Annotated in this window: 17 protein-coding genes and 2 tRNA genes; 7 read left to right on the top strand and 12 right to left on the bottom strand. The window is 60.2% G+C overall.

Annotated elements, in window-relative coordinates; all coding sequences use genetic code 11:
- Positions 1–25 precede the first annotated feature (25 nt).
- The 3 genes from ACM1ZW_RS11715 to nadE all read left to right on the top strand — a co-directional run bounded on the left by ACM1ZW_RS11715 (position 26) and on the right by nadE (position 3,283).
- Positions 26–937, top strand: coding sequence for a LysR family transcriptional regulator (locus tag ACM1ZW_RS11715; protein ID WP_017336276.1), 912 nt, complete (start codon positions 26–28; stop codon positions 935–937).
- Between the two features lie 287 nt (positions 938–1,224).
- The gene (gene pncB / locus ACM1ZW_RS11710) at positions 1,225–2,451 is read left to right on the top strand and encodes a nicotinate phosphoribosyltransferase (protein ID WP_017336275.1); all 1,227 of its coding nucleotides are present in this window, start codon (positions 1,225–1,227) and stop codon (positions 2,449–2,451) included.
- Between the two features lie 4 nt (positions 2,452–2,455).
- Positions 2,456–3,283 (top strand): ammonia-dependent NAD(+) synthetase, encoded by an 828-nt coding sequence (nadE, locus tag ACM1ZW_RS11705; protein WP_017336274.1) that lies wholly within the window; start codon positions 2,456–2,458, stop codon positions 3,281–3,283.
- A 176-nt stretch (positions 3,284–3,459) separates the two neighbouring features.
- Here nadE and azu read toward each other — a convergent pair whose 3' ends face one another.
- On the bottom strand, positions 3,460–3,906 hold the full coding sequence (azu, locus tag ACM1ZW_RS11700) for an azurin (protein WP_017336273.1): 447 nt from the start codon (positions 3,904–3,906) through the stop codon (positions 3,460–3,462).
- A 344-nt stretch (positions 3,907–4,250) separates the two neighbouring features.
- Here azu and ACM1ZW_RS11695 point away from each other — a divergent pair, with 344 nt between their 5' ends.
- A complete protein-coding gene (locus tag ACM1ZW_RS11695) occupies positions 4,251–4,838 on the top strand; it encodes a TIGR00730 family Rossman fold protein (protein ID WP_416740576.1) in 588 nt (195 codons plus the stop codon).
- 68 nt (positions 4,839–4,906) lie between these two features.
- The gene (locus ACM1ZW_RS11690) at positions 4,907–5,098 is read left to right on the top strand and encodes a hypothetical protein (RefSeq protein WP_017336270.1); all 192 of its coding nucleotides are present in this window, start codon (positions 4,907–4,909) and stop codon (positions 5,096–5,098) included.
- Positions 5,099–5,175: 77 nt separating this feature from the next.
- Here ACM1ZW_RS11690 and ACM1ZW_RS11685 read toward each other — a convergent pair whose 3' ends face one another.
- The 11 genes from ACM1ZW_RS11685 to rnr all read right to left on the bottom strand — a co-directional run bounded on the left by ACM1ZW_RS11685 (position 5,176) and on the right by rnr (position 22,140).
- Positions 5,176–6,066, bottom strand: coding sequence for a transglutaminase family protein (locus ACM1ZW_RS11685; protein WP_017336269.1), 891 nt, complete (start codon positions 6,064–6,066; stop codon positions 5,176–5,178).
- Complete coding sequence (locus ACM1ZW_RS11680) at positions 6,066–8,552, bottom strand: circularly permuted type 2 ATP-grasp protein (RefSeq protein WP_414878177.1); 2,487 nt, start codon at positions 8,550–8,552, stop codon at positions 6,066–6,068. The genes ACM1ZW_RS11685 and ACM1ZW_RS11680 overlap by 1 nt, the downstream gene beginning before the upstream one ends.
- Positions 8,553–8,640: 88 nt before the next feature.
- On the bottom strand, positions 8,641–11,916 hold the full coding sequence (locus tag ACM1ZW_RS11675; protein WP_416740575.1) for a DUF2126 domain-containing protein: 3,276 nt from the start codon (positions 11,914–11,916) through the stop codon (positions 8,641–8,643).
- A gap of 378 nt (positions 11,917–12,294) precedes the next feature.
- On the bottom strand, positions 12,295–14,598 hold the full coding sequence (locus ACM1ZW_RS11670; protein ID WP_017336266.1) for a YgiQ family radical SAM protein: 2,304 nt from the start codon (positions 14,596–14,598) through the stop codon (positions 12,295–12,297).
- Between the two features lie 250 nt (positions 14,599–14,848).
- On the bottom strand, positions 14,849–16,243 hold the full coding sequence (dnaB, locus tag ACM1ZW_RS11665) for a replicative DNA helicase (RefSeq protein WP_017336265.1): 1,395 nt from the start codon (positions 16,241–16,243) through the stop codon (positions 14,849–14,851).
- A 121-nt stretch (positions 16,244–16,364) separates the two neighbouring features.
- Positions 16,365–16,811 (bottom strand): 50S ribosomal protein L9, encoded by a 447-nt coding sequence (rplI, locus tag ACM1ZW_RS11660; RefSeq protein ID WP_007939577.1) that lies wholly within the window; start codon positions 16,809–16,811, stop codon positions 16,365–16,367.
- Positions 16,812–16,830: 19 nt separating this feature from the next.
- Positions 16,831–17,724, bottom strand: coding sequence for a hypothetical protein (locus tag ACM1ZW_RS11655; protein ID WP_017336264.1), 894 nt, complete (start codon positions 17,722–17,724; stop codon positions 16,831–16,833).
- Between the two features lie 36 nt (positions 17,725–17,760).
- Entirely contained in the window at positions 17,761–17,991 is a 231-nt protein-coding gene (gene rpsR / locus ACM1ZW_RS11650; RefSeq protein WP_002551829.1) for a 30S ribosomal protein S18, read from the bottom strand.
- Between the two features lie 28 nt (positions 17,992–18,019).
- A complete protein-coding gene (gene rpsF / locus ACM1ZW_RS11645) occupies positions 18,020–18,442 on the bottom strand; it encodes a 30S ribosomal protein S6 (RefSeq protein WP_003217491.1) in 423 nt (140 codons plus the stop codon).
- A gap of 315 nt (positions 18,443–18,757) precedes the next feature.
- A complete protein-coding gene (rlmB, locus tag ACM1ZW_RS11640; protein WP_017336262.1) occupies positions 18,758–19,525 on the bottom strand; it encodes a 23S rRNA (guanosine(2251)-2'-O)-methyltransferase RlmB in 768 nt (255 codons plus the stop codon).
- Complete coding sequence (gene rnr / locus ACM1ZW_RS11635) at positions 19,522–22,140, bottom strand: ribonuclease R (RefSeq protein ID WP_416740574.1); 2,619 nt, start codon at positions 22,138–22,140, stop codon at positions 19,522–19,524. Before rnr ends, rlmB begins: the two co-directional genes overlap by 4 nt.
- A 226-nt stretch (positions 22,141–22,366) precedes the next feature.
- Here rnr and ACM1ZW_RS11630 point away from each other — a divergent pair.
- Positions 22,367–22,453: transfer RNA gene (locus ACM1ZW_RS11630), tRNA-Leu, on the top strand.
- 165 nt (positions 22,454–22,618) lie between these two features.
- A tRNA-Leu gene (locus tag ACM1ZW_RS11625) sits at positions 22,619–22,705 on the top strand.
- The last annotated feature ends 54 nt before the right edge of the window (positions 22,706–22,759 follow it).

Below are 22,759 nucleotides of genomic sequence, written 5' to 3'. Positions count from 1 at the left end.
AAAGAAACAAGAAAAAGGACAACCCATGCTGAATAAACGTTACCTGCCGTCGATCACCGCATTGCAGTGTTTCGAGGCCGTGACCCGGCATTTGAGCTTCACACGGGCGGCCGAAGAGCTGAACCTGACCCAGAGCGCGGTCAGCAAACAGGTCGCGCAACTGGAAGAATTGTTGCAACACCTGTTGTTTCGCCGGGTGCGTCGACGCCTGCAAATGACCCCGGCCGGTGATTTGTACCTGGTTGAGGTACGAAAAATCCTCACGCAAGTCGAGATGTCGACCCACTACCTGCGTTCCTACGGCGGGGAAACCGAAGTCTTGCGCGTCTCGACCCCTCCGACCTTCGGCGCCCGCTGGCTGGTGCCCCGCTTGAAAGGTTGGCGCCTGCGTCACCCATCGATCCACCTGGACCTGTGCAGCGAGCAGGAAGCCGATGACCTGCTGCAAGGTCGCAGCGATCTGGCGTTCTATTTCGGCCAGGGCTCACGCCCCCGTACCGAATGCCTGAAGCTGTTCGGCGAAGAGCTTGTTCCCGTGTGTGCACCGGGTAGCCTGCCGGCGACACCGTTCACTGATCCCACCCAACTCACCGACCTGGTCCTGCTGCAAAACGCCTCCCGTCCGCAGGCCTGGCACGACTGGTTCGACAGTCAGGGTTACCACACCGAACACAGCTACCACGGGCCGCGCTTCGAGACCTTCTACATGTGCATCCGCGCCGCGCAGGTCGGCTGTGGCGTGGCGCTGTTGCCGCGGTTTCTGGTGGAAGAGGAGTTGGCCGACGGCAAACTGGTCATACCCTGGCAGCACGCGATGCCCAGTTCCGACGCCTATTACCTGGCGTACCCGGAACATTCGGCGGAAGTGCCCAAGGTGCGGGACTTTGTGAAGTGGATGCTGGAGCAGATTGATAGCCCGGAAGTACCGCAAACTTAAGGCTTCACCAAGACCTGTGGCAAAGCACCATCACTGTGGCGAGGGAGCTTGCTCCCGCTGGGGTGCGAAGCGCCCCCCTACAGCCGCTACGTTCAAACTGAAAAGCTGCGTTTACCGTTTTGCGGCTGCTGCGCAACCGAGCGGGAGCAAGCTCCCTCGCCACAGGGATCTGCTGCGATGCAAAAATCGCTGGCAATACCCCGCGCGGATATGCGCCACTAGCCCCATTCATTGAAACAGCTGCAACGCCACTGCCACGGGCCGCGGCCAGCCTGGAGAACCCCGTTATGAGCGAGAGTGTGTTTGCCGATCGCATCGTGCAGAACCTGCTCGACACCGACTTCTACAAACTGACGATGATGCAGGCGGTGCTGCACAACTACCCGAACGTGGACGTCGAATGGGAGTTCCGTTGCCGCAACAGTGAAGACCTGCGCCCGTACCTGGCGGAAATCCGCTTTCAGATCGAGCGCCTCGCCGAGTTGAACCTGAGCGCCGACCAGTTGAGTTTCATGGAGCGCATCAGCTTCATGAAGCCGGATTTCCTGCGCTTCCTCGGCTTGTTCCGCTTCAACCTGCGCTACGTCCACACCGGCATCGAAAACGGCGAGCTGTTTATCCGCCTGCGCGGGCCCTGGCTGCATGTGATTCTTTTTGAAGTCCCGCTGCTGTCCATCGTCAGCGAAGTGCGCAACCGCTATCGCTACCGGGACATCGTTCTGGAGCAAGCGCGCGAGCAACTTTATCGCAAGTTCGACTGGCTGACCGCCAACGCCAGCAGCGACGAATTGTCGGAATTGCAAGTAGCCGATTTCGGCACCCGCCGTCGCTTTTCGTACCGTGTGCAGGAAGAAGTGGTGAACGTGCTCAAGCACGATTTCCCCGGACGTTTCGTCGGCACCAGCAACGTGCATTTGTCCCGGGAACTGGACATGAAACCGCTGGGCACCATGGCCCACGAATGGATCATGGCCCACCAGCAACTCGGTCCGCGACTGATCGACAGTCAGATTGCCGCCCTCGATTGCTGGGTCCGCGAATACCGCGGCCTGCTGGGGATCGCCTTGACTGACTGCATCACCATGGATGCCTTCCTCAACGACTTCGACCTGTACTTTGCCAAACTCTTCGACGGCCTGCGCCATGACTCCGGGGATCCGGTGATCTGGGCAGAAAAGGCGATCGCCCACTATCAAAAGCTGGGCATCGACCCGATGAGCAAGACCCTGACGTTCTCCGACAGTCTGACGCTGCCCAAGGCGCTGGAAATATTTCGCGCATTACGCGGTCGGATCAATGTCAGCTTCGGCATCGGCACCAACCTGACGTGCGATATTCCAGGTGTTGAACCGATGAGCATCGTGCTTAAAATGGCGGCCTGCAATGGCCAACCGGTGGCAAAGATCTCCGACGAGCCTGGCAAGACTCACTGCAAAGACCCGAATTTCGTCGCCTACTTGCGACACGTTTTCAAAGTTCCTGCCGCCCTTTCCAGCACACCAAGCAAGGAGTGAATTCATGCAAGCCGTACAGCGTGAGATTGCTGAGCAGCTCAAGGTTCAACCGCCATTCGCCGACAAGGCCGCCCTCGAGGCGGAAATCGCCCGGCGCATTACCTTCATCCAGGATTGCCTGGTCAATTCCGGGCTCAAGACCCTGGTGCTCGGCATCAGCGGCGGGGTCGATTCCCTGACCGCCGGCCTGCTGGCCCAGCGCGCCATGCGTGAACTGCGCACCCGCACCGGTGATGACAACTACAAGTTCATCGCCGTGCGCCTGCCGTATGAAACCCAGTTCGATGAACACGACGCCCAGGCTTCGGTGGATTTCATCAAGCCGGACGAGCGTCACACCGTGAACATCGGCCCGGCAGTCAAATCCCTGGCCAATGAAGTGGCAGCCTTCGAAGGCAAGCACGCGGTGTCAGTGGATTTCGTCCTCGGCAACACCAAGGCGCGGATGCGCATGGTCGCCCAGTACACCATCGCTGGCGCGGCCCATGGCCTGGTGATCGGCACCGACCACGCGGCAGAAGCGGTGATGGGGTTCTTCACCAAGTTCGGTGACGGTGCTTGCGACCTGGCCCCGTTGAGCGGCCTGGTGAAAAACCAGGTCCGGGCCATTGCCCGCAGTTTCGGTGCGCCGGAAGCACTGGTGGAGAAAGTCCCGACTGCCGACCTGGAAGACCTGTCGCCGGGTAAGCCGGACGAAGCGTCCCACGGCGTGACGTATGCCGAGATCGATGCGTTCCTGCACGGTGAGCCGGTGCGTGAGGAAGCGTTCAAGATCATCTGCGATACGTACAAAAAGACCCACCACAAGCGCGTGATGCCGTTTGCACCATAAGCAAGGCAGCGCCTGAACCGACCACATCGCTAGCAGGCTAGCTCCCACAGGGGACTTGCGGAGTGTCGCAGATCCAGTGTGGGGCTAGCCTGCTAGCGATGAACGATGACTCGGTCAAATATCAGGCACAAAAAAAGCGTCCCTCGCAGGACGCTTTTTTTATGAGCCCGATTCGCTTATTTCAGCGTAACCGTGCCTTTCATCATCGATATGTGGCCCGGGAACGAGCAGAAGAAGCCGTATTTCTCGGCAGCATCAAGCTTCGACACGTCGAAGGTCACCGAGTCGGTTTCCTTGGCACCGATGATTTTGGTGTGGGCGATAACGCGCGCATCACCTTCCTTCAGATAGTTCTTGTCGATACCGGCAGCCAGGCCGTCAGTGGCGATCGGCTGCATGTCAGCCTCTTTGCTCAGCACCCAGTTATGACCCATCACATTTTTCGGCAGGCTGCCGGAGTGGGTCAGTTCAACGGTGAAGGTCTTGCAGCTTTTGTCGATTTCAATGGCCTTGGTGTTGAAGGACATTTGGTCGGTGGAGTCGATGGTCGTCTTGCACTCGGCAGCCATCAATTGACTGCTGGCCAGTGTCAGCAGGGATACCGCAACAAGTTTGGCAAACATGGTGAATCTCCAAGGCGGGGGTAAACAAAAGTGCGAATGGACAGAAGACTGCCTGAAAACTTCGCAAGTTCCTATGACCTGAATCAAAAATTGTATACAACTTTAGAGCTATGACACCTATCCAAATAATCTACCAGCCAGACGTCCAGGGCGGCCCTATCATCAGGTCGTCATCACCAATATGGAGCGTCTGTCATGTCGATCAACAGCTTTTTGTGCAGTTTGCTCGCCGCTTATGCCTGTGGCGCCAGTGGTACCTGTGAAACGTCCCAACGCGAAGTTTAGACCTTGGAGCGCAGCGCCTCAGCCTTTACTCTGTGGCCATCCTGACCCTGGAGCAAGGCATGTCTTTAGCATCCGTTTGTGTATTTTGCGGTGCCAGCACCGGCACCAACCCGGCTTATCGTGAAGCGGCTGTCGCCCTGGGGCGAGCATTGGCCGAGCGCAGGTTGACCCTGGTCTATGGCGGCGGCGCCGTGGGGTTGATGGGGATTGTGGCCGATGCTGCACTGGCAGCCGGCGGTGAAGTGATCGGGATCATCCCGCAAAGCCTCAAGGACAAGGAAATCGGCCACAGCGGCCTGACTCGCCTCGAAGTGGTCGACGGCATGCATGCGCGAAAGGCGCGGATGGCTGAGCTCAGCGACGCATTTATCGCATTGCCCGGCGGCCTGGGCACTCTGGAGGAACTGTTCGAAGTCTGGACGTGGGGCCAGCTCGGCTACCACGGCAAACCACTGGGTCTGCTGGAAGTGAACGGCTTCTACAGCAAATTGACTGGTTTTCTTGATCATATCGTCGGCGAAGGCTTCGTTCGCGAAGCGCACCGTGACATGCTGCAACTGAGCGAATCGCCGCAAACCCTGCTCGATGCCCTGGATGCCTGGCAGCCGACCTTGGTGCCAAAGTGGACAGAGCAAAAACCCAGCTAACGGCTCGGCACCGATACAGGGCAGAATATGCGCCGCTCAACCTCACCTTCGACCCCAGAGGATCGCCCATGGCTAAACCTAATTATTCCTTCGCCAAACGTCAGAGAGACTTGGCCAAGGAGCAGAAGAAAGAGGAAAAGCTTCAGCGCAAGAAAGCTACAGCTGAAGAAGAAGCCGCCGCACTGAACCCGGAAACAGACGGTGAAGTGGCCGCAGAAAGTGATGTTGAAGCACCGAAAGATCAGGCGCCCGACGCCTGAGACCCTCAGGGCCCGATGATCTGATCAGGCCCACCGGATCTGTGTCCAGGGTCAGCAGTTACGCTGCTGGCCCTGCGTTACTCCAGTGGCATTACGGTGACGCGGACTTCCGGGTCGTGATTACCGCCCCCCAGAATCACCCCCCGCAACGGCGAGACATCGGAGAAATCCCGGCCCCAGGCCAGGGTGATGTGTTCCAGCGCCGGCTGCACATTGTTGGTCGGATCGAAATCCACCCAGCCCAGCATCGGGCAAAAAACCGAAACCCAGGCATGCGAGGCGTCGGCACCGATCAGCCGTGGCTGGCCGGGCGGTGGCTGAGTCAGCAGGTAACCGCTGATGTAACGAGCCGCCAACCCGCGGGAACGCACGCAAGCGAGCATCAGGTGAGCGAAGTCCTGGCAAACCCCGCGCCGGCGCTCCAGCACTTCCACCAGTGGCGTTGCCACCTGCGTCGCTTCGGCGTCGAAGGTGAACTCGCTGAAGATTTTCTCCATCAGCGCCTGAACGCCGAGCAACAACGGACGGCCCGCCGGGAAACAACTTTCCGAGAACTCGACGAAGTTGCGCTTCAGATGCACATAGGGCGATTCGAACCGGTAACGGCAAGCTTCCAGCAATTCAGGAGAAAGCGGCTGACTGCTGTAGGTCAGTGCGTTGCGGGTGTCTTCCCAGGCCGGGGATTGATTGAAATCCAGCGTTGGCCGGGACATCACTTCGACGGTGAGCCGGGCGTTGACCAATAGTTCATCGTGCGGCCGCTCGAATGCCAGTCGGGTCAGCGGGTTGCCAAACACATCCAGCTCGTCCCGGCGCGATGTCGGATCGGGGCTGATCTGCAATTGCTGCTCGGTGCAGCGCTGCCAGGCACACGATCGCGGCCACAGGTGTGCCAATTGCTGGGCGAGGGACACCGGGCTGTCGTAGTGATAATGGGTGTCGTGGAAAATCTGGTAACGGGCGCTCATCAGACGGACACCGTGCGCTGGCTGACATCATCGACATGGGCGAAATGGCGCAACGCCAGACGATCCGACACTTGTCCGCTGGCGTCAGCGATCTCTTGCAGCAGATCGGCCAGACCCTCTATGGCGGCACGAACGCTGGCATCGCCGAACAACGAATTCTCCAGGCACCCCAGATCGAAGCGCGCCAGCCGCTCCACCAAGTGCGGCAGCCCCGCTTCGCGCGGCACAGCAAAATCATCGTTCAACCGCTTGAGGGTGCGAGTGACCAGTTTCAGCTGGAACAACACGGCGTGAGGGTTCTGCTCATCGAGCAGCAACAGGTCCAGCACCGGGATCAATTGCGCCACCGCCAGATACCGCGAGCGGTAGGTGATGCTGCTGTTGCCCAGTTCCAGCAGCCATTCAAGTCCGGCCTGGTCGAAGGCACCACTACCGCGCAGGAACGCCGCCAGGCTGCCGCTGAGAAATTGCAGGCGCTCGATCCGCCGGCCGATCATCAGGAAGCGCCAGCCTTCGTCCCGGGTCATGTCGTCGAGGGCAAAACCCGACAGCGCCGCCAGCGACATCACCAGACGGTTGAGGAAATCCAGCAACTCGCCGAAATCCGGCTCTTCGGTTTCCAGCTCGATTGCCTCGCGCTGCAACTCCACCAGCGCCTGCCAGTTTTCCCGCGAGAGCTTGCCGCGCACCTGCGAAGCCGCCCACTGCAAGCGCTGCAGGTTGGAACGCAGGCTGAACGGCCAGTCGTCGCCGAGCAGCGCCGCCAGTAACCGTTCAGGCAATTCGCCTTCATCGGGCAGCAACATCAACCGCTCGCCCAGCTCGACAGCCGCCTCCAGAGCTTGCGGGTCGTCGCCGTCGACGTAGCGCGCCAGCATGATCCGCAGCAACCGAGCGCTGTCATCGCAGCGTTCACAGTAGCGGCCGAACCAGAACAGGTTTTCCACGACCCGGGACGGCAGATACGGATCGCGCCGCACCAGGTCGTGCACGCCGATGCTGCGCTGGGCTTTCCACTGCTCGCCGCTCGGTGGCCGATCCCCCAGCACCCAGGTGTCCTTGCTCGCGCCGCCACGTTGCATCGACACCACTTCGGCATCGGCCTCGGCGGCCACACGGGTCAAACCACCGGGCAGCACCCGATAGCCATCGCGACTGGCCACCGCATACATGCGCATGCCGATCGCCCGAGGCTGTAACTGACCGTCCTCAGCCTGCCAGATCGGCGCCTGGGACAATTGCGCCAGCTCTTGCGCCACATAGGCGTAAGGTCGCGCCTGCATGCGCTCAGCAAGGGTCTGGCGCTGTTTTTCACTCAAGTCACGGCCAAATACCGGCGCAAAACTCTGCGAAGGAAACGCCGGTTTGATCAGCAGCTCCGGCAACTTTTCCAATGCCTGGGCCAGCACCGGCGCTTCGCCGCACCACCATGTGGCGATGGAGGGCAGAATCAGCTCTTCGCCAAACAGGAATTGATTGATCCTCGGTAGAAAGCCCAACAGTCCTGGCGACTCGAGAACGCCGCTGCCCAGCGCGTTGGCCACCAGCACTCGCCCCTGCCGCACGGCTTCGAGCAGGCCCGGCACGCCCAGCGCAGAGTCGGTGCGCAATTCCAGCGGATCGCAGAAGTCGTCGTCGAGGCGGCGCATGATCGCGTGGACGCGACGCAGGCCGCTCAGGGTTTTCAGGTACACCGTGGCATCGCGCACCGTGAGGTCGCCGCCCTCCACCAGCGGATAACCGAGCTGCCGCGCCAGGTACAGATGTTCGAAGTAGCTTTCGTTGAAACGCCCCGGTGTCAGCAGTACCACCAACGGCGCTTCATCATCGCTCGGTGCCTGACGGGCCAGGGTTTCCTGCAGCGTGCGGAAGAACCCGGCCAGATGCTGCACCTTCAAATCTCGGTACAACTCGGGGAAGGCCCGGGACACGATCGTGCGGTTTTCCAGGGCGTAACCCGCGCCGGACGGTGCCTGAGTCCGATCCGCCGTGACCCACCAGCGCCCGTCGGGCGTGCGCGCCAGATCCACGGCATACAGATGCAGAAAGGCCCCGTCGGGCGGCGTGATGCCCTGACAGGGCCAGAGGAAGTTGTTGTGACCGAACACCAGTTCAGCCGGCAGCAAGCCTTCAGCGATCAGCCGCTGCGGCCCGTACAAATCCGCCAGGACGGCATTCAACAGACGCGCCCGCTGTGCGATCCCGGCTGACAACAGCGCCCACTCATCCGCGGCGATCACATGCGGCAGCAGGTCCAGCTCCCACGGTCGGTCCGCGCCCTTGGGATCGGCGTAGACGTTGTAGGTCACGCCGTTTTCCTGGATCTGCCGGGTCAGCAGTGCCTGACGCTGCACCAGCTGCGCGGGCGTACTGCGTTGCAACTGGTCGAACAGCCGACGCCAGTGCGGACGCACCGCGCCGCTGTTGTCGAGCAGTTCGTGATAAGTGCCCGCCGTCAGCGGGTAGCGGTCTAGCAGGTCAGGCATGGAAAGCTCGGCAGACAGCAAGGAACGGTCAGACTAACGCAGGCTCATGACGCCCGGATATACGAAAAATCCGAGCGTCGCGTACGGTTTAGAAACGTCGCAAATCGAGAGTCATCGGCAGCTCGTCGTTAACTTCCAGAATCGGGATAGGAAGTTTCCCTGGGCTGTGTCCGATGCGGAAGAAACGCGCCATTCTCCGACTTTCGGCTTCATTGGCGTTCACCGGCAAGCTGTCATAGTTGCGCCCGCCCGGATGGGCGACGTGGTACTGACAGCCCCCCAGCGACCGCTGCATCCAGGTGTCGAGCAGGTCGAACACCAGCGGCGCATGGACCGCAATGGTCGGTTGCAGGCAGTTGGCCGGCTGCCAGGCGCGGAAACGCACGCCGGCCACGAACTCGCCAACCCGCCCGGTGGGCTGCAAGGGCATCGGAACGCCGTTGCAGGTCAGCAAATAACGTTGCGGCGGCAGGCCGGTGAGCTTGACCTGCAAACGCTCAAGGGACGAATCCACATACCGTACCGTGCCACCGACGGCGCCCTCCTCGCCCAGCACATGCCACGGCTCGAGCGCCTGGCGCACTTCCAGTTCGATGCCGCTGACGGCATAGTCGCCGACCTTGGGAAAGCGGAACTCCAGATGCGCGGCAAACCACTCGGCCCGCACGGGGTAACCCGAGGCGTTGAGATCAACGATGACATCGGCGAAATCCTGTTCGATAAAGTGCGGCAACAGGAACCGGTCGTGTAATTCAGTGCCCCAGCGCGCCAGTTTCGGCGGCGCATAAGGCTCGCGCCAGAATCGCGCGACCAGCGCTCGCAGCAACAACTGTTGCGCCAGACTCATGCGCGCATGCGGTGGCATTTCAAAGGCACGCAACTCCAGCAAACCAAGGCGCCCCGTCGCGCCGTCCGGTGAATAAAGCTTGTCGATGCAGAACTCGGCGCGGTGGGTGTTGCCAGTCACGTCGATCAACAGGTTGCGCAACAACCGATCCACCAGCCATGGCGCGCACTCTTCGCCCGGTTCAGGCATTTGTGCAAAGGCGATTTCCAGCTCGTACAGCGCATCGTTGCGTGCCTCATCGACGCGCGGTGCCTGGGACGTCGGGCCGATGAACAGCCCGGAGAACAGGTAGGACAACGACGGATGGTTGTGCCAGTAACTGATCAGGCTGCGCAGCAGGTCGGGACGACGCAGAAACGGTGAGTCAGCCGGCGTCGCGCCACCCAGTACGAAATGGTTACCGCCACCGGTGCCAGTGTGTCGGCCATCGATCATGAATTTCTCGGTGGTCAGCCGGGTCTGGCGCGCCTCTTCGTAGAGAAACTCGGTGCGCTCGACCAGTTCGTCCCATGTGGCGGACGGCTGCACGTTCACCTCGATCACGCCCGGGTCCGGGGTGATGCGGAAGTTGCTCAGACGCGGATCGCTCGGCGGCTCATAGCCTTCCAGCAACACCGGGCAGTGCAACTCCTGCGCCGTGGCCTCGATCGCGGTGACAAGTTCCAGATAATCCTCGACCCGCTCCAGCGGCGGCATGAACAGGTACAAGCGCCCTTCCCGCGCCTCGGCGCAAAACGCGGTGCGCGTCAGCCAGTCGGCGGATTCGTCGACCTCCAGATCCCGCTCGACCGCTTCAGCCGCGGCTCCGGGGCTGTTCAGCTGCTGGGTGTCCGGAAGCGCCGGGAATTCCTGGTTAGGGTCGTTGGGATAGATGAACGGATACTCGGCGGCCTTGACCCACGGCTGCGATCCCAGCGGCAAGCGATAGCCCAGCGGCGAATCCCCCGGCACCAAGCGGCAGTGCTCGTCGCGCAGGTACCAGCGACCGCTTTGCCATTGATCGCCCTTGGCGGTGCGCGCCAGCGGCAGGACCTGGCCGATTACTTTATCCAGCCCCTGACTGAAGACTTTACGCAGACGCGCACGCTCCAGCGGCTCTTCCAGTCGTGAGTCTTCGGCGCTGACGTTCTGCGGCAACGTGCCTTCGCGCCAGAGGTAATAGAAATTGTCTTCGTAAGCCGGGAACACAAAACGTGTCGGAATTTTCAAACGTTCGGCGACACTTGCCAGAAAGCGCCCCGCCAGCTCGCCATCGGCGCCGTAGTCTTCCTGCTCGTCGGCAATCAGCGCGCTGTTGTGCCAGATCGGCACGCCGTCCCGACGCCAGTAACAGTTCAGCGACCAGCGCGGCAGTTGCTCGCCGGGGTACCACTTGCCTTGACCGAAGTGCACCAGGCCCTTCGGCGCGTAACGCTTGCGCATGCGCTGAAACAGTTCGGCGGACAGGCGACGCTTGTCCGGCCCGAGCGCAGCGGTGTTCCACTCGGCGCCGTCTGGATCATCGATGGAGACGAAGGTCGGCTCCCCGCCCATGGTCAAGCGAACGTCGCCTTCCAGCAGGTCGGCATCGATCTGCCGGCCCAGCGCCTGGATCGCCAGCCATTGATCCTCGGTGTAGGGCTTGGTGACCCGCGGCGCTTCCCAAATCCGCTCCACGGACATTTCATGGGTGAATTCGCACTCGCACGGTTCCACCAAGCCACTGATCGGTGCCGCAGAGCCCGGATCGGGACTACACGCCAACGGAACGTGCCCTTCACCGGCAAACAGCCCCGACGTCGCGTCCAGGCCGATCCAGCCGGCCCCCGGCAAATAGACTTCGCACCAGGCGTGCAAATCAGTGAAGTCCACCTCGGTACCAGAAGGGCCATCCAGACTTTTGACGTCGGCGGTGAGTTGAATCAGGTAACCGGAGACGAAACGAGCGGCCAGCCCGAGATTGCGCAGCAATTGCACCAGCAACCACGCCGAGTCGCGGCAGGAACCGGAGGCATGCTCAAGCGTGTGTTCAGGCGTTTGCACACCCGGCTCCATACGAATCAGGTAGCCAATGTCTTCGCTCAGCCGCTGGTTCAGCGCGACAAGGAAATCCACGCTTGGCAACGGCGTGCGGTCGATACCGTTCAGATACGCCTTGAACTTCGGCGTCAGGGGCAAGGTTTCCAGGTACGGCGCCAGTTCCTTGCGCTCGTCGGCAGCGTAGGTGAAAGGGATCTGTTCGGCGTAAGGCTCGAGGAAAAAGTCGAACGGATTGAACACCGCCATCTCTGCCAGCAGATCGACTTCGATCCGCAGTTCCGCGGTTTTCTCCGGGAACACCAACCGCGCCAGGTAATTGCCCTGGGGATCCTGCTGCCAGTTGATGAAATGCTGCTCGGGCGAGACTTTCAGCGCGTACGACAGTATCCGCGTGCGACTGTGGGCGGCCGGGCGCAGGCGAACGATCTGCGGCCCGAGCTCGACGGCGCGGTCGTAGCGGTAATGCGTGACGTGGTGCAATGCGACATGAATCGACACGGCGTGCCTCCTGCGAGCCTTGAGCGTATTCGAAAGCGCGCAAGACTTATGCCATCCAGTGGCGCTGGCGCTTTCATAGATTTGCTTAGGCAGTACAGCACCAAAATCGGGCAATGCGGAGAATTGGTTTGGGGGAGTTGCACGCATTTGTGGCGCAGGAGTGAGTGTACGCCGTCATTGTGGCGAGGGAGCTTGCTCTCGCTGGGGCGCGCAGCGGCCCTGAATCAGGTAATGAGTCCCTTCCATCAAGACGTGCCAGCTGGTTTGCGACTGCTTCGCAGTCGAGCGGGAGCAAGCGCCCTCGCCACAGGTGATCACCGATCCAGAAACGCAGAACGCCAACCCGAAGGTTGGCGTTCTGTTGTCAGCGGTCAGTGTTTACCGTGGTACCACCGGCTTGCGCGCAGGCTTGGGTCCTTTGCCTTTGGCCGCATCCTTGCGCTCCTTGGCCGCCTGCTGGTTGCGGGCGAATGCCGCCGCCTTGGCCTGTTCACGCTTGTCCCACGGGTTGCCGCCATCGCTGGCACGCGGTGGCAGGCCAGTGTGCTGGGTCAGGATCTTGGTGGTCTTCTCACCCGCCACTTTATGGCTGCCCGCCGGCGTCGAGTTCTTGCGACGGGCACTCTGATAGCTGTCGGTCGCCGGCTGATGCAGCGGAATCAGCTGGTTCTTGCCTGGCCCGATCAGGTCGGCGCGGCCCATGCGGGTCAACGCTTCACGCAGCATCGGCCAGCCTTTCGGGTCGTGGTAACGCAAGAACGCCTTGTGCAGACGACGCTGCTCTTCGCTCTTGACGATGGTCACGGCGTCGCTCTTGTAAGTGACCTTGCGCAGCGGGTTCTTGCCCGAATGGTACATCGCGGTGGCGGTGGCCATCGGCGACGGGTAGAACGCCTGCACCTGGTCGGCGCGGAAGCCATTGCCCTTGAGCCACAGGGCCAGGTTCATCATGTCTTCGTCGGTGGTGCCCGGGTGAGCGGCGATGAAGTACGGAATCAGGTACTGCTCTTTCCCGGCTTCCTTGGAGTACTTCTCGAACATGCGCTTGAACTTGTCATAGCTGCCGATGCCCGGTTTCATCATCTGGTTGAGCGGACCTTCCTCGGTGTGTTCCGGGGCGATCTTCAGGTAACCACCGACGTGGTGGGTCACCAGCTCCTTGACGTATTCCGGCGACTCGACCGCAAGGTCATAACGCAGGCCGGACGCGATCAAAATCTTCTTCACACCCGGCAAGGCACGGGCGCTGCGATACAGCTGGATCAGCGACGAGTGGTCGGTGTTCAGGTTCGGACAAATACCCGGGAAAACGCACGATGGCTTGCGGCACGCGGATTCGATTTCCGGGCTCTTGCAGGCGATTCGGTACATGTTCGCGGTCGGGCCGCCGAGGTCGGAAATGACGCCGGTAAAGCCTGGGACCTTGTCGCGGATCTCTTCGATTTCGCGAATGATCGACTCTTCGGAACGGTTCTGGATGATCCGGCCTTCGTGCTCGGTGATCGAGCAGAACGTGCAGCCACCGAAGCAGCCACGCATGATGTTCACCGAGAAACGGATCATGTCGTAGGCCGGGATTTTTTCCTTGCCGTACGCCGGGTGCGGGATACGTGCGTAAGGCATGCCGAACACGTAGTCCATTTCTTCAGTGGTCATCGGAATCGGCGGCGGGTTGAACCAGACGTCGACTTCGCCATGCCTCTGCACCAGCGCACGGGCGTTGCCCGGGTTGGTTTCGAGGTGAAGCACACGGTTGGCGTGGGCATAAAGCACCGCGTCGCCACGGACCTTTTCAACCGATGGCAGACGAATCACGGTCTTGTCGCGAGTCATTTTCGGGCTCGCCAGGATCTGCACGACCTTGGCTTCGCTCGGGTCCTCAACCGGGCCCTTCTCCTGCTCGATGGCGCAGGCCTGAGTGTCCTGGGTGTTCACGTACGGGTTGATGATCTTGTCGATCTTGCCCGGACGGTCGATGCGCGTGGAATCGACTTCGTACCAGTCTTTCGGCGTATCGCGACGGATGAACGCGGTGCCGCGCACGTCGGTGATGTCTTCGATCTTGTGACCGTAGGACAGACGCTGGGCAACTTCGACGATCGCACGCTCGGCGTTGCCGTAGAGCAGGATGTCAGCGCAGGCGTCGATCAGGATCGAGTTGCGCACCCGGTCCTGCCAGTAATCGTAGTGGGCGATGCGGCGCAGGGACGCTTCGATGCCGCCAAGCACGATCGGCACGTTCTTGTAGGCTTCCTTGCAGCGCTGGCTGTAAACAAGGCTCGCACGATCCGGACGTTTGCCCGCCAGGCCACCGGGGGTGTAGGCGTCGTCGGAACGGATTTTCTTGTCGGCGGTGTAGCGGTTGATCATCGAGTCCATGTTGCCGGCCGCGACGCCGAAGAACAGGTTCGGCTCGCCGAGTTTCATGAAGTCGTCTTTGGACTGCCAGTTCGGCTGGGCAATGATCCCGACGCGGAAGCCTTGCGACTCCAGCAGCCGGCCGATGATCGCCATGCCGAACGACGGATGGTCAACGTAGGCATCACCGGTGACGATGATGATGTCGCACGAATCCCAGCCAAGCTGATCCATCTCCTCCCTGCTCATTGGCAGGAATGGCGCTGGACCGAAACATTCGGCCCAGTACTTGGGATAGTCAAATAACGGCTTGGCTGTTTGCATGACGATGACCGGTGTTGAGATGAAAAATCGCGGGCGCGGAATATAGCACAAAAAATAACCAATTCCGACGGCTATGGTCGGAAATGTCGGTGGTTGTTTTGAGCGCCGATCTTAAGGTCACGCCTTTGTGGCCAGGGAGCTCGCTCCCGCTGGGTTGCGAAGCGGCCCCACAATCTTGTGAGCGCTGCGCACTCAAGCGGAAGCAAGCTCCCTCGCCACAAAAGCTGCTTTGCCACAGGTTTTTGCCGGGTTACTCGTCGTCGAAGTTGTAGCTGCCCGGCGCCAGGTTTTCGAAGCGGGTGTACTTGCCGATGAACGCCAGTCGCGACGTGCCGATCGGGCCGTTCCGCTGCTTGCCGATGATGATCTCGGCGATGCCTTTGTGTTCGGTTTCCGGGTGATACACCTCGTCCCGGTACACGAACATGATGACGTCGGCATCCTGCTCGATCGCTCCGGATTCCCGGAGGTCGGAGTTGATCGGGCGTTTGTTCGGTCGTTGCTCCAGGGAGCGGTTGAGCTGTGACAGCGCCACCACCGGGCAATTGAATTCCTTGGCCAGGGCTTTCAAGGAGCGGGAGATTTCGGAAATCTCGTTGGTCCGGTTGTCACCACCGGAACCCGGAATCTGCATCAATTGCAGGTAGTCGATCATGATCAGGGCAACATCGCCGTGCTCACGCACCAGGCGCCGGGTCCGCGCGCGCATTTCCGAAGGGCTGATACCCGCCGTATCGTCGATGAACAGCTTGCGGTCGTTGAGCAGGTTGACCGCCGAGGTCAGGCGCGGCCAATCGTCGTCGTCCAGTCGACCGGCACGGACCTTGGTCTGGTCGATGCGGCCGAGGGACGAGAGCATACGCATGATCAGCGATTCACCTGGCATCTCGAGCGAGTACACCAGCACGCACTTGTCGCTGCGTAGCACGGCGTTTTCCACCAGGTTCATCGCAAAGGTGGTTTTACCCATGGACGGACGGCCGGCGACGATGATCAGGTCGGCTGGCTGCAGGCCGCTGGTCTTTTCATCAAGGTCGGTGTAACCCGTCGACAGGCCAGTGATGGCGTTGTCGGTGTTGAACAGGGTGTCGATGCGGTCGATTGCCTTGGTCAGCAGGTCATTCACGCTCACCGGGCCGCCGGTTTTAGGCCGGGCCTCGGCGATCTGGAAAATCTGACGCTCGGCTTCGTCGAGAATCTCTTCAGCGGTGCGGCCTTCCGGGTTGAAGGCGCTGTCGGCAATCTCGGTCGCGATGCCGATCAACTGCCGCAGCGTTGCCCGCGCGCGGACGATCTGCGCATAGGCCTTGATGTTGGCGACGGACGGCGTGTTTTTCGCCAACTCGCCGAGGTAACCGAGGCCGCCGACCTGCGAAGTCTGACCTTCCTTGTCCAATTGCTCGGCAAGGGTCACGACGTCGATCGGGGAGTTCTGGTCGGCGAGCTTGGCGATCGCGCGGAAGATCAGGCGGTGGTCATGCCGGTAGAAATCGCCGTCGGAGACTTGATCGAGCACACGTTCCCAGGCGTTGTTGTCCAGCATCAGACCACCGAGCACAGCCTGTTCGGCCTCGATGGAATGCGGCGGCACCTTCAGGGCAGCGGTTTGCAGATCGTATTGCTCGGGAGCGGAGATATCGTTCATGGCCACTAGGTTTATTTAAGAAAAGCTGGGGGGTTCAGAAAGACAAAGGGCACGACCTGTAAACAGGATCGTGCCCGATGTTACCGACAAGCACCCGAGGGTGCCAGCCGACAAGTGCTGCTTAAGCTGCTACCACGACAACGCGTACGGTGGCTTCAACTTCGGCGTGCAGGTGCACGGCTACGTCGAATTCGCCTACGTTGCGGATGGTGCCGTTCGGCAGACGAACTTCGCTTTTGGCAACTTCAACGCCAGAGGCGGTCAGTGCATCAGCGATATCGTGAGTACCGATCGAACCGAACAGCTTGCCTTCGTCACCAGCGGTGGCAGTGATAGTCACTTCCAGCTCAGCCAGTTGGGCGGCACGGCTTTCAGCCGATGCTTTACGGTCTGCTGCGGCTTTTTCCAGCTCAGCGCGACGCTCTTCGAACGCAGCCAGGTTGGCTGGGGTCGCGGCGGTAGCTTTGCCGTAAGGCAGCAGGTAGTTACGACCGTAACCAGCCTTAACGTTCACTTTGTCACCCAGGTTGCCCAGGTTGGTGACTTTTTCCAGAAGGATCAGTTGCATGTGAAAATCCTCTTAACTTTTAACCTTCACCGTTCGCGTTATCGGGGTCTTTCGACACCAGACGACCGCGAAAATCAATCAGGCTGTCGACGATGGCCAGAACCACCAGCAACGGATAGATCAGCTGCATGAACAGCAACAGCGTGACGTACAACCCCACCAGCCAGAACCTGGCCAGTCGCTTTTGCGCCACCAGCCCGTGAATCAGGGCCAGCCCGGCGAACACCAGCGGTACGCTGCACAACGGCGTCAACATGGCCATCTGTGGACCGATGTTCGGCCCCAGAAGCATGCACGCCAGCAGCAACATCGCTGGTAAAAGCGGGAATCGGATGGCGCGAAACTCGCGACCAAAACCACCCGGGTTGTACAACAACGCCTGCCAGTAGCGCCCGACAATCAGGCTCAGCACACTGACGATTTGCAACAAGGCCGCAATCAGGCCGGTCAGGACCGGTGCAATCAGGGACGCAAAATGCGCTTGCTCGTCTACCGACAACTTCTGGTAGACATCACCGAGTAGCGACGGCATGACCTTTATCAAGGCCTGCGCCAGCATCTCGATTTGGGGAGCAAAAGCTGTCCCCAGCACCACTGCAAACACCACTCCCATCGCTATGCTGACCAGCAGCACGCGGTTCCAGGACTCGCTTGCGCGCAAAACCAACGCAAGGCTCGAAGACCCCAGCAGCACCAGGAGTGCCCGTGGGTCATCGGAGTAAAGCCACCAGATCAACGCCGGCAGCAGTCCCAGAGCAAGTACGCCAAGGGCGTCCTTCAATCCGCGCCGCAGGAGCACAAGGCATCCGGCGGCAGCACCCAACCAATACAACAACGGCAATGTTGCGCATCCAGCCACTACGAGAGTGGCCTGCATACGGCCGCGCATGATGAACTCAGCTAAGGCACGCATGCTTTCAATCCTTTGCTACGTGTCGACTGCCCGGTCTCAGCGGCCGTGGCTGTCGGTGTAGGCCAGCAGGGCCAGGAAGCGGGCGCGCTTGATAGCGGTGGCCAGCTGACGCTGATAACGTGCTTTGGTACCGGTGATGCGGCTTGGAACGATTTTGCCGGTCTCGGATACGTAAGCTTTCAGAGTGTTGAGATCTTTGTAATCGATCTCTTTCACGTCTTCAGCGGTGAAGCGGCAGAATTTACGACGACGGAAGAAACGTGCCATTTGATAGGCTCCTTAAAAGGTCCGTGGATTACTCGTCAGCGTTATCGCTGTTGTCGCTGTCATCACTATCAGCGCTTTCAGCGCCTTCGTGCTCAGGACGGTCGCGACGCTCACGGCGCTCACTGCGGTTTTCTTCAGCCTTGAGCATCTCGGATTGGCCGGTAACGGCTTCTTCGCGACGGATGACCAGGTTACGGATCACTGCATCGTTGTAGCGGAAGTTGTCTTCCAGCTCGGCCAGGGCCTTGCCAGTGCACTCAACGTTCAGCATCACGTAGTGAGCCTTGTGAACATTGTTGATTGCGTAGGCCAGTTGACGACGGCCCCAATCTTCCAGACGGTGGATTTTGCCGCCGTCTTCTTCGATCAGCTTGGTGTAACGCTCAACCATGCCGCCGACTTGCTCGCTTTGATCCGGGTGGACCAAAAAGATGATTTCGTAATGACGCATGAATGCTCCTTACGGGTTGTAGCCTGCCGCTCAAAAGCGGTCAGACAAGGAGTGAATGACACTTATGGACTTGCCTGCGATAGACACATGCGTGCCTGCCGTCACAGCAAGGGGCGCAATTGTAGAGAAGGGACAGAAGAGGTGCAAGGCAATTGGTGATTATTTGAACAGTTCGTTCACACCGTTCCTTTTCGCCCTGACACAAACCACTGTGGGAGCGAGCCTGCTCGCGATGAGGACGCAACATTCAATATTTATGCTGAATGTTACACCGCTATCGCGAGCAGGCCCGCTCCCACAGGGATTACAACCGCTTTAAGACTTTTTGCCGCCCGCTGCAGCCTTGACGCTGCGCTGGCGCTGGGCTTCGAACAGGCAAACGCCAGTCGCCACGGACACGTTGAGACTGCTGACGCTGCCGGCCATCGGCAGGTGCACCAGGTAGTCGCAAAGATCGCGAGTCAGGCGACGCATGCCGCTGCCTTCCGCTCCCATGATCAGAATGGTCGGGCCGGTCATGTCTTGCTGATACAGACTCTGCTCAGCCTCGCCCGCCGTACCGACGACCCACAAGCCGCGCTGCTTGAGCTTTTCCAGGGTACGCGCCAGGTTGGTCACCGCGACCAACGGAATCACTTCCGCTGCGCCACAGGCCACTTTTCGTACCGTCGGGGTCAGCGTGGCCGACTTGTCTTTCGGAACGATCACCGCCAACGCGCCGGCCGCATCGGCCGAACGCAGGCAAGCGCCAAGGTTGTGCGGATCGGTCACGCCGTCAAGCACCAGCAGCAGCGGCGCCCCGTCGGTACGATCGAGCAGCTCGTCGAGCATCGCCTCACCCCAGACCTGGCTCGGGCTCACGTCCGCCACCACGCCCTGGTGCACACCTTCAACCCAGGCATCGAGTTCACGACGCTCGGCGTTGCCGACAGCTACGCGATTTTCCGCAGCGAGCTGGATCAGCGTCTGAACCCGCGGATCACTGCGGCCTTCAGCCAGCCAGATCTGCTTGACGCGTTTCGGGTGGTGACGCAGCAATGCTTCTACCGCATGTACGCCGTAGATTTTTTCCAACTGACTCATGACTTGGCCTTAGGTTTACGCGCCCCGCCGCTTTTGGCTGGGGCAGAGCCCGCTTTCGGCGGGCCTTTACGGTGTTTGCTTGGCTTGCTGCCGGGAGCCTTGTCAGGCGCCGACCGTCCGGTCTTTCCCCCAGACGCCGCTTTACCACCGCTTTTCGCTTCAGACAGCAACGCCTGCTTCAGTTCACGGCTTTTACGCAGCTCAGCGTTTTTCGCCGCAGCATCGCTCGGGCGATAGGCTTCGACCGCCTTTTCCTTGGCAGGACGACGACCGGTTTTCGCCGGCGCCGGCTCAGCAGCCGTTTTCGCAGCAGGTGCAGCGGTTTCAGTCCCGCGCTTCTTGCGGCCGATCGGTGCGCTGATGGTTTTTTCAGCCATCTCGAAGTCGATCTTGCGCTCGTCGAGGTCGACGCGCATCACGCGCACTTCAACGGTGTCGCCAAGGCGGAAGCTGCGACCGGTACGCTCACCGGCGAGGCGATGGTGCACAGGGTCGAAGTGGTAGTAATCGCCCGGCAGCGCGGTGACGTGCACCAGGCCTTCGACGTAGATATCGGTCAGTTCGACGAACAGGCCAAAACCGGTCACGGCAGTGATCACACCCGGGAACGATTCGCCCACGCGATCTTTCATGAACTCGCACTTGAGCCAGTTCACCACGTCGCGGGTCGCTTCGTCGGCACGGCGTTCGCTCATCGAGCATTGCTCGCCGAGCTGTTCCAGCGCCGCTTCGTCGTACGGATAGATGCGCGCTTTCGGAATGGTCATCGCGCCGGCACGGCGAACGTGCGGGGTGTTCATTTTCGAATGGATGACGCTGCGGATCGCCCGGTGCGTGAGCAAGTCCGGGTAGCGACGGATCGGCGAGGTGAAGTGGGTATAGGCTTCGTAATTCAGGCCGAAGTGGCCCTGGTTATCAGCGCTGTACACCGCCTGGCTCAACGAGCGCAGCATGACGGTCTGGATCAGATGGAAATCCGGACGGTCCTTGATGCTCGCCAGCAAGGCCTGGTAATCCTTCGGCGACGGGCCATCCTTGCCTTTGTGCAGGGACAGGCCGAGCTCACCAAGGAAGGCACGCAGTTTTTCCAGACGCTCCGGCGGCGGACCATCGTGGACGCGATACAGCGCAGGAATTTCGTGCTTCTTCAGGAATTCGGCGGTGGCCACGTTGGCCGCCAGCATGCATTCCTCGATCAGCTTGTGCGCATCGTTACGAACGGTTGGGCGGATTTCGGCAATCTTGCGCTCGGTCCCGAAGATGATCCGGGTTTCCTGCGTTTCGAAATCGATCGCGCCACGCACGTGACGAGCGGCCAGCAGCACTTTGTAAAGTGAGTAAAGCTGCTTCAGATGCGGCAGAACGTCGTTGTACTCGCCACGAAGCTGACGCGCCTCGGTGAGTTTCGGCGTTTCCAGCATCGCGCTGACCTTGTTGTAGGTCAGGCGGGCATGGGAGTGAATAACCGCTTCGTAGAAGCAGTAGTCGGTCATCTCACCGGTTTTGGAGATGGTCATTTCGCAGACCATGGCCAGGCGATCGACGTGCGGATTCAGCGAGCACAGGCCGTTGGACAGCTGCTCGGGCAGCATCGGCACGACGCGCTCCGGGAAGTAAACGGAGTTGCCGCGAACCTGGGATTCGTTATCCAGTGCCGAACCGATCTTCACGTAGCTGGAAACGTCGGCAATCGCCACGTACAACTTCCAGCCGCCGGAGAACAGGCGCAGCTTGCCAGGCTTGGCTTCGCAGTAAACCGCGTCATCGAAGTCGCGCGCATCTTCACCATCGATGGTCACGAACGGCAGATGACGCAGGTCGATGCGCTTCTCTTTGTCTTTCTCTTCAACTTCAGGCTTGAGCTTGGCGGCCTCTTTGAGTACCGCCTCAGGCCAGACGTGAGGAATATCGTAGGTGCGCAGGGCAACGTCGATTTCCATGCCCGGCGCCATGTAGTTGCCCACGACCTCGACCACGTCGCCTTGCGGCTGGAAGCGTGGGGTCGGCCAGTGAGTGATCTTCACTTCGACGAACTGACCGATCTTGGCGTTGGCATTGCGGCCCGGCGTGACCAGCACTTCCTGCTGGATCTTCGGATTGTCCGCCACCACGAAGCCGATACCGCCCTCTTCGAAGTAACGGCCGACGATGGTTTCGTGAGCGCGGGAGACCACTTCGACGATCATGCCTTCACGGCGACCGCGACGGTCCAGGCCGGAAACACGCGCCAGGGCACGGTCACCATCGAACACCAGACGCATTTGCGCCGGGCTCATGAACAGATCGTCACTGCCGTCGTCCGGGACCAGGAAACCGAAGCCGTCACGGTGACCGCTGATGCGGCCCAGGATCAGGTCGAGCTTGTCCACCGGCGCATAGGTGCCGCGACGGGTATAGATGAGTTGAGCGTCGCGCTCCATGGCGCGCAGGCGGCGGCGCAGGGCTTCGATCTGGTCTTCTGTGGTCAGACCAAACTCTTCGACCAGTTGCTCGCGGTTAGCAGGCGAACCCCGATCAGCAAGGTGCTGAAGGATCAGTTCGCGGCTAGGAATAGGGTTATCGTATTTTTCCGCTTCACGAGCGGCCTCGGGATCGAGGGACTGCCAATCGGCCATTAGAGAGTTTTCACCTTGTCTATATGCGGGTTAGTTTGGCATAGGCGTAATGAAACGGGAAATTTCAGGCTATGAGCGCCCATCTAAAGCCCTTTATCGACACCGAAAAGCTTACTTGAATGCCACTGGTAATATTTTTCAGGTTTTTTTGATGCCAGGGGTTTACAGTTAAAAAGACGCTCCGTATAGTGCGCGCCATCGACGACGCACTAGCGCTGTCGATACTGCCCAGATGGTGAAATTGGTAGACACGCCAGCTTCAGGTGCTGGTGACCGCAAGGTCGTGGAAGTTCGAGTCTTCTTCTGGGCACCAATTTCGAGCTTGAGATTAGTTCAATTTCAAGGCTCACACAAAAACCCGCGAAAGCGGGTTTTTGCATTCCAGGCTTCTGATTTATTAAAACCAAATCAGGGGTTTACAGATCAAAACGCTCTCCGTATAGTGCGCCACATCAACAGCGGCAACGCTGAAGATTATGCCCAGATGGTGAAATTGGTAGACACGCCAGCTTCAGGTGCTGGTGACCGCAAGGTCGTGGAAGTTCGAGTCTTCTTCTGGGCACCAATTCAAATTCAAGGTCACGACCTTGAATTTCACAGAAACCCGCGAAAGCGGGTT

This window comes from Pseudomonas sp. NFX71 (assembly GCF_048079215.1).
Lineage (GTDB): Bacteria > Pseudomonadota > Gammaproteobacteria > Pseudomonadales > Pseudomonadaceae > Aquipseudomonas > Aquipseudomonas fluorescens_B.
This window is presented reverse-complemented; position numbering and strand designations above follow the sequence as displayed.

Bases quoted from the DNA above. Each gene is read 5' to 3' on its own strand.
- rpsF (WP_003217491.1), bottom strand. From the start codon at position 18,442: ATGCGTCATTACGAAATCATCTTTTTGGTCCACCCGGATCAAAGCGAG.
- ACM1ZW_RS11655 (WP_017336264.1), bottom strand. From the start codon at position 17,724: ATGCGTGCCTTAGCTGAGTTCATCATGCGCGGCCGTATGCAGGCCACT.
- ACM1ZW_RS11690 (WP_017336270.1), top strand. From the start codon at position 4,907: ATGGCTAAACCTAATTATTCCTTCGCCAAACGTCAGAGAGACTTGGCC.
- pncB (WP_017336275.1), top strand. From the start codon at position 1,225: ATGAGCGAGAGTGTGTTTGCCGATCGCATCGTGCAGAACCTGCTCGAC.
- azu (WP_017336273.1), bottom strand. From the start codon at position 3,906: ATGTTTGCCAAACTTGTTGCGGTATCCCTGCTGACACTGGCCAGCAGT.
- rplI (WP_007939577.1), bottom strand. From the start codon at position 16,811: ATGCAACTGATCCTTCTGGAAAAAGTCACCAACCTGGGCAACCTGGGT.
- ACM1ZW_RS11715 (WP_017336276.1), top strand. From the start codon at position 26: ATGCTGAATAAACGTTACCTGCCGTCGATCACCGCATTGCAGTGTTTC.
- dnaB (WP_017336265.1), bottom strand. From the start codon at position 16,243: ATGAACGATATCTCCGCTCCCGAGCAATACGATCTGCAAACCGCTGCC.
- nadE (WP_017336274.1), top strand. From the start codon at position 2,456: ATGCAAGCCGTACAGCGTGAGATTGCTGAGCAGCTCAAGGTTCAACCG.
- rlmB (WP_017336262.1), bottom strand. From the start codon at position 19,525: ATGAGTCAGTTGGAAAAAATCTACGGCGTACATGCGGTAGAAGCATTG.
- ACM1ZW_RS11670 (WP_017336266.1), bottom strand. From the start codon at position 14,598: ATGCAAACAGCCAAGCCGTTATTTGACTATCCCAAGTACTGGGCCGAA.
- ACM1ZW_RS11685 (WP_017336269.1), bottom strand. From the start codon at position 6,066: ATGAGCGCCCGTTACCAGATTTTCCACGACACCCATTATCACTACGAC.
- ACM1ZW_RS11695 (WP_416740576.1), top strand. From the start codon at position 4,251: ATGTCTTTAGCATCCGTTTGTGTATTTTGCGGTGCCAGCACCGGCACC.
- ACM1ZW_RS11680 (WP_414878177.1), bottom strand. From the start codon at position 8,552: ATGCCTGACCTGCTAGACCGCTACCCGCTGACGGCGGGCACTTATCAC.
- rnr (WP_416740574.1), bottom strand. From the start codon at position 22,140: ATGGCCGATTGGCAGTCCCTCGATCCCGAGGCCGCTCGTGAAGCGGAA.
- rpsR (WP_002551829.1), bottom strand. From the start codon at position 17,991: ATGGCACGTTTCTTCCGTCGTCGTAAATTCTGCCGCTTCACCGCTGAA.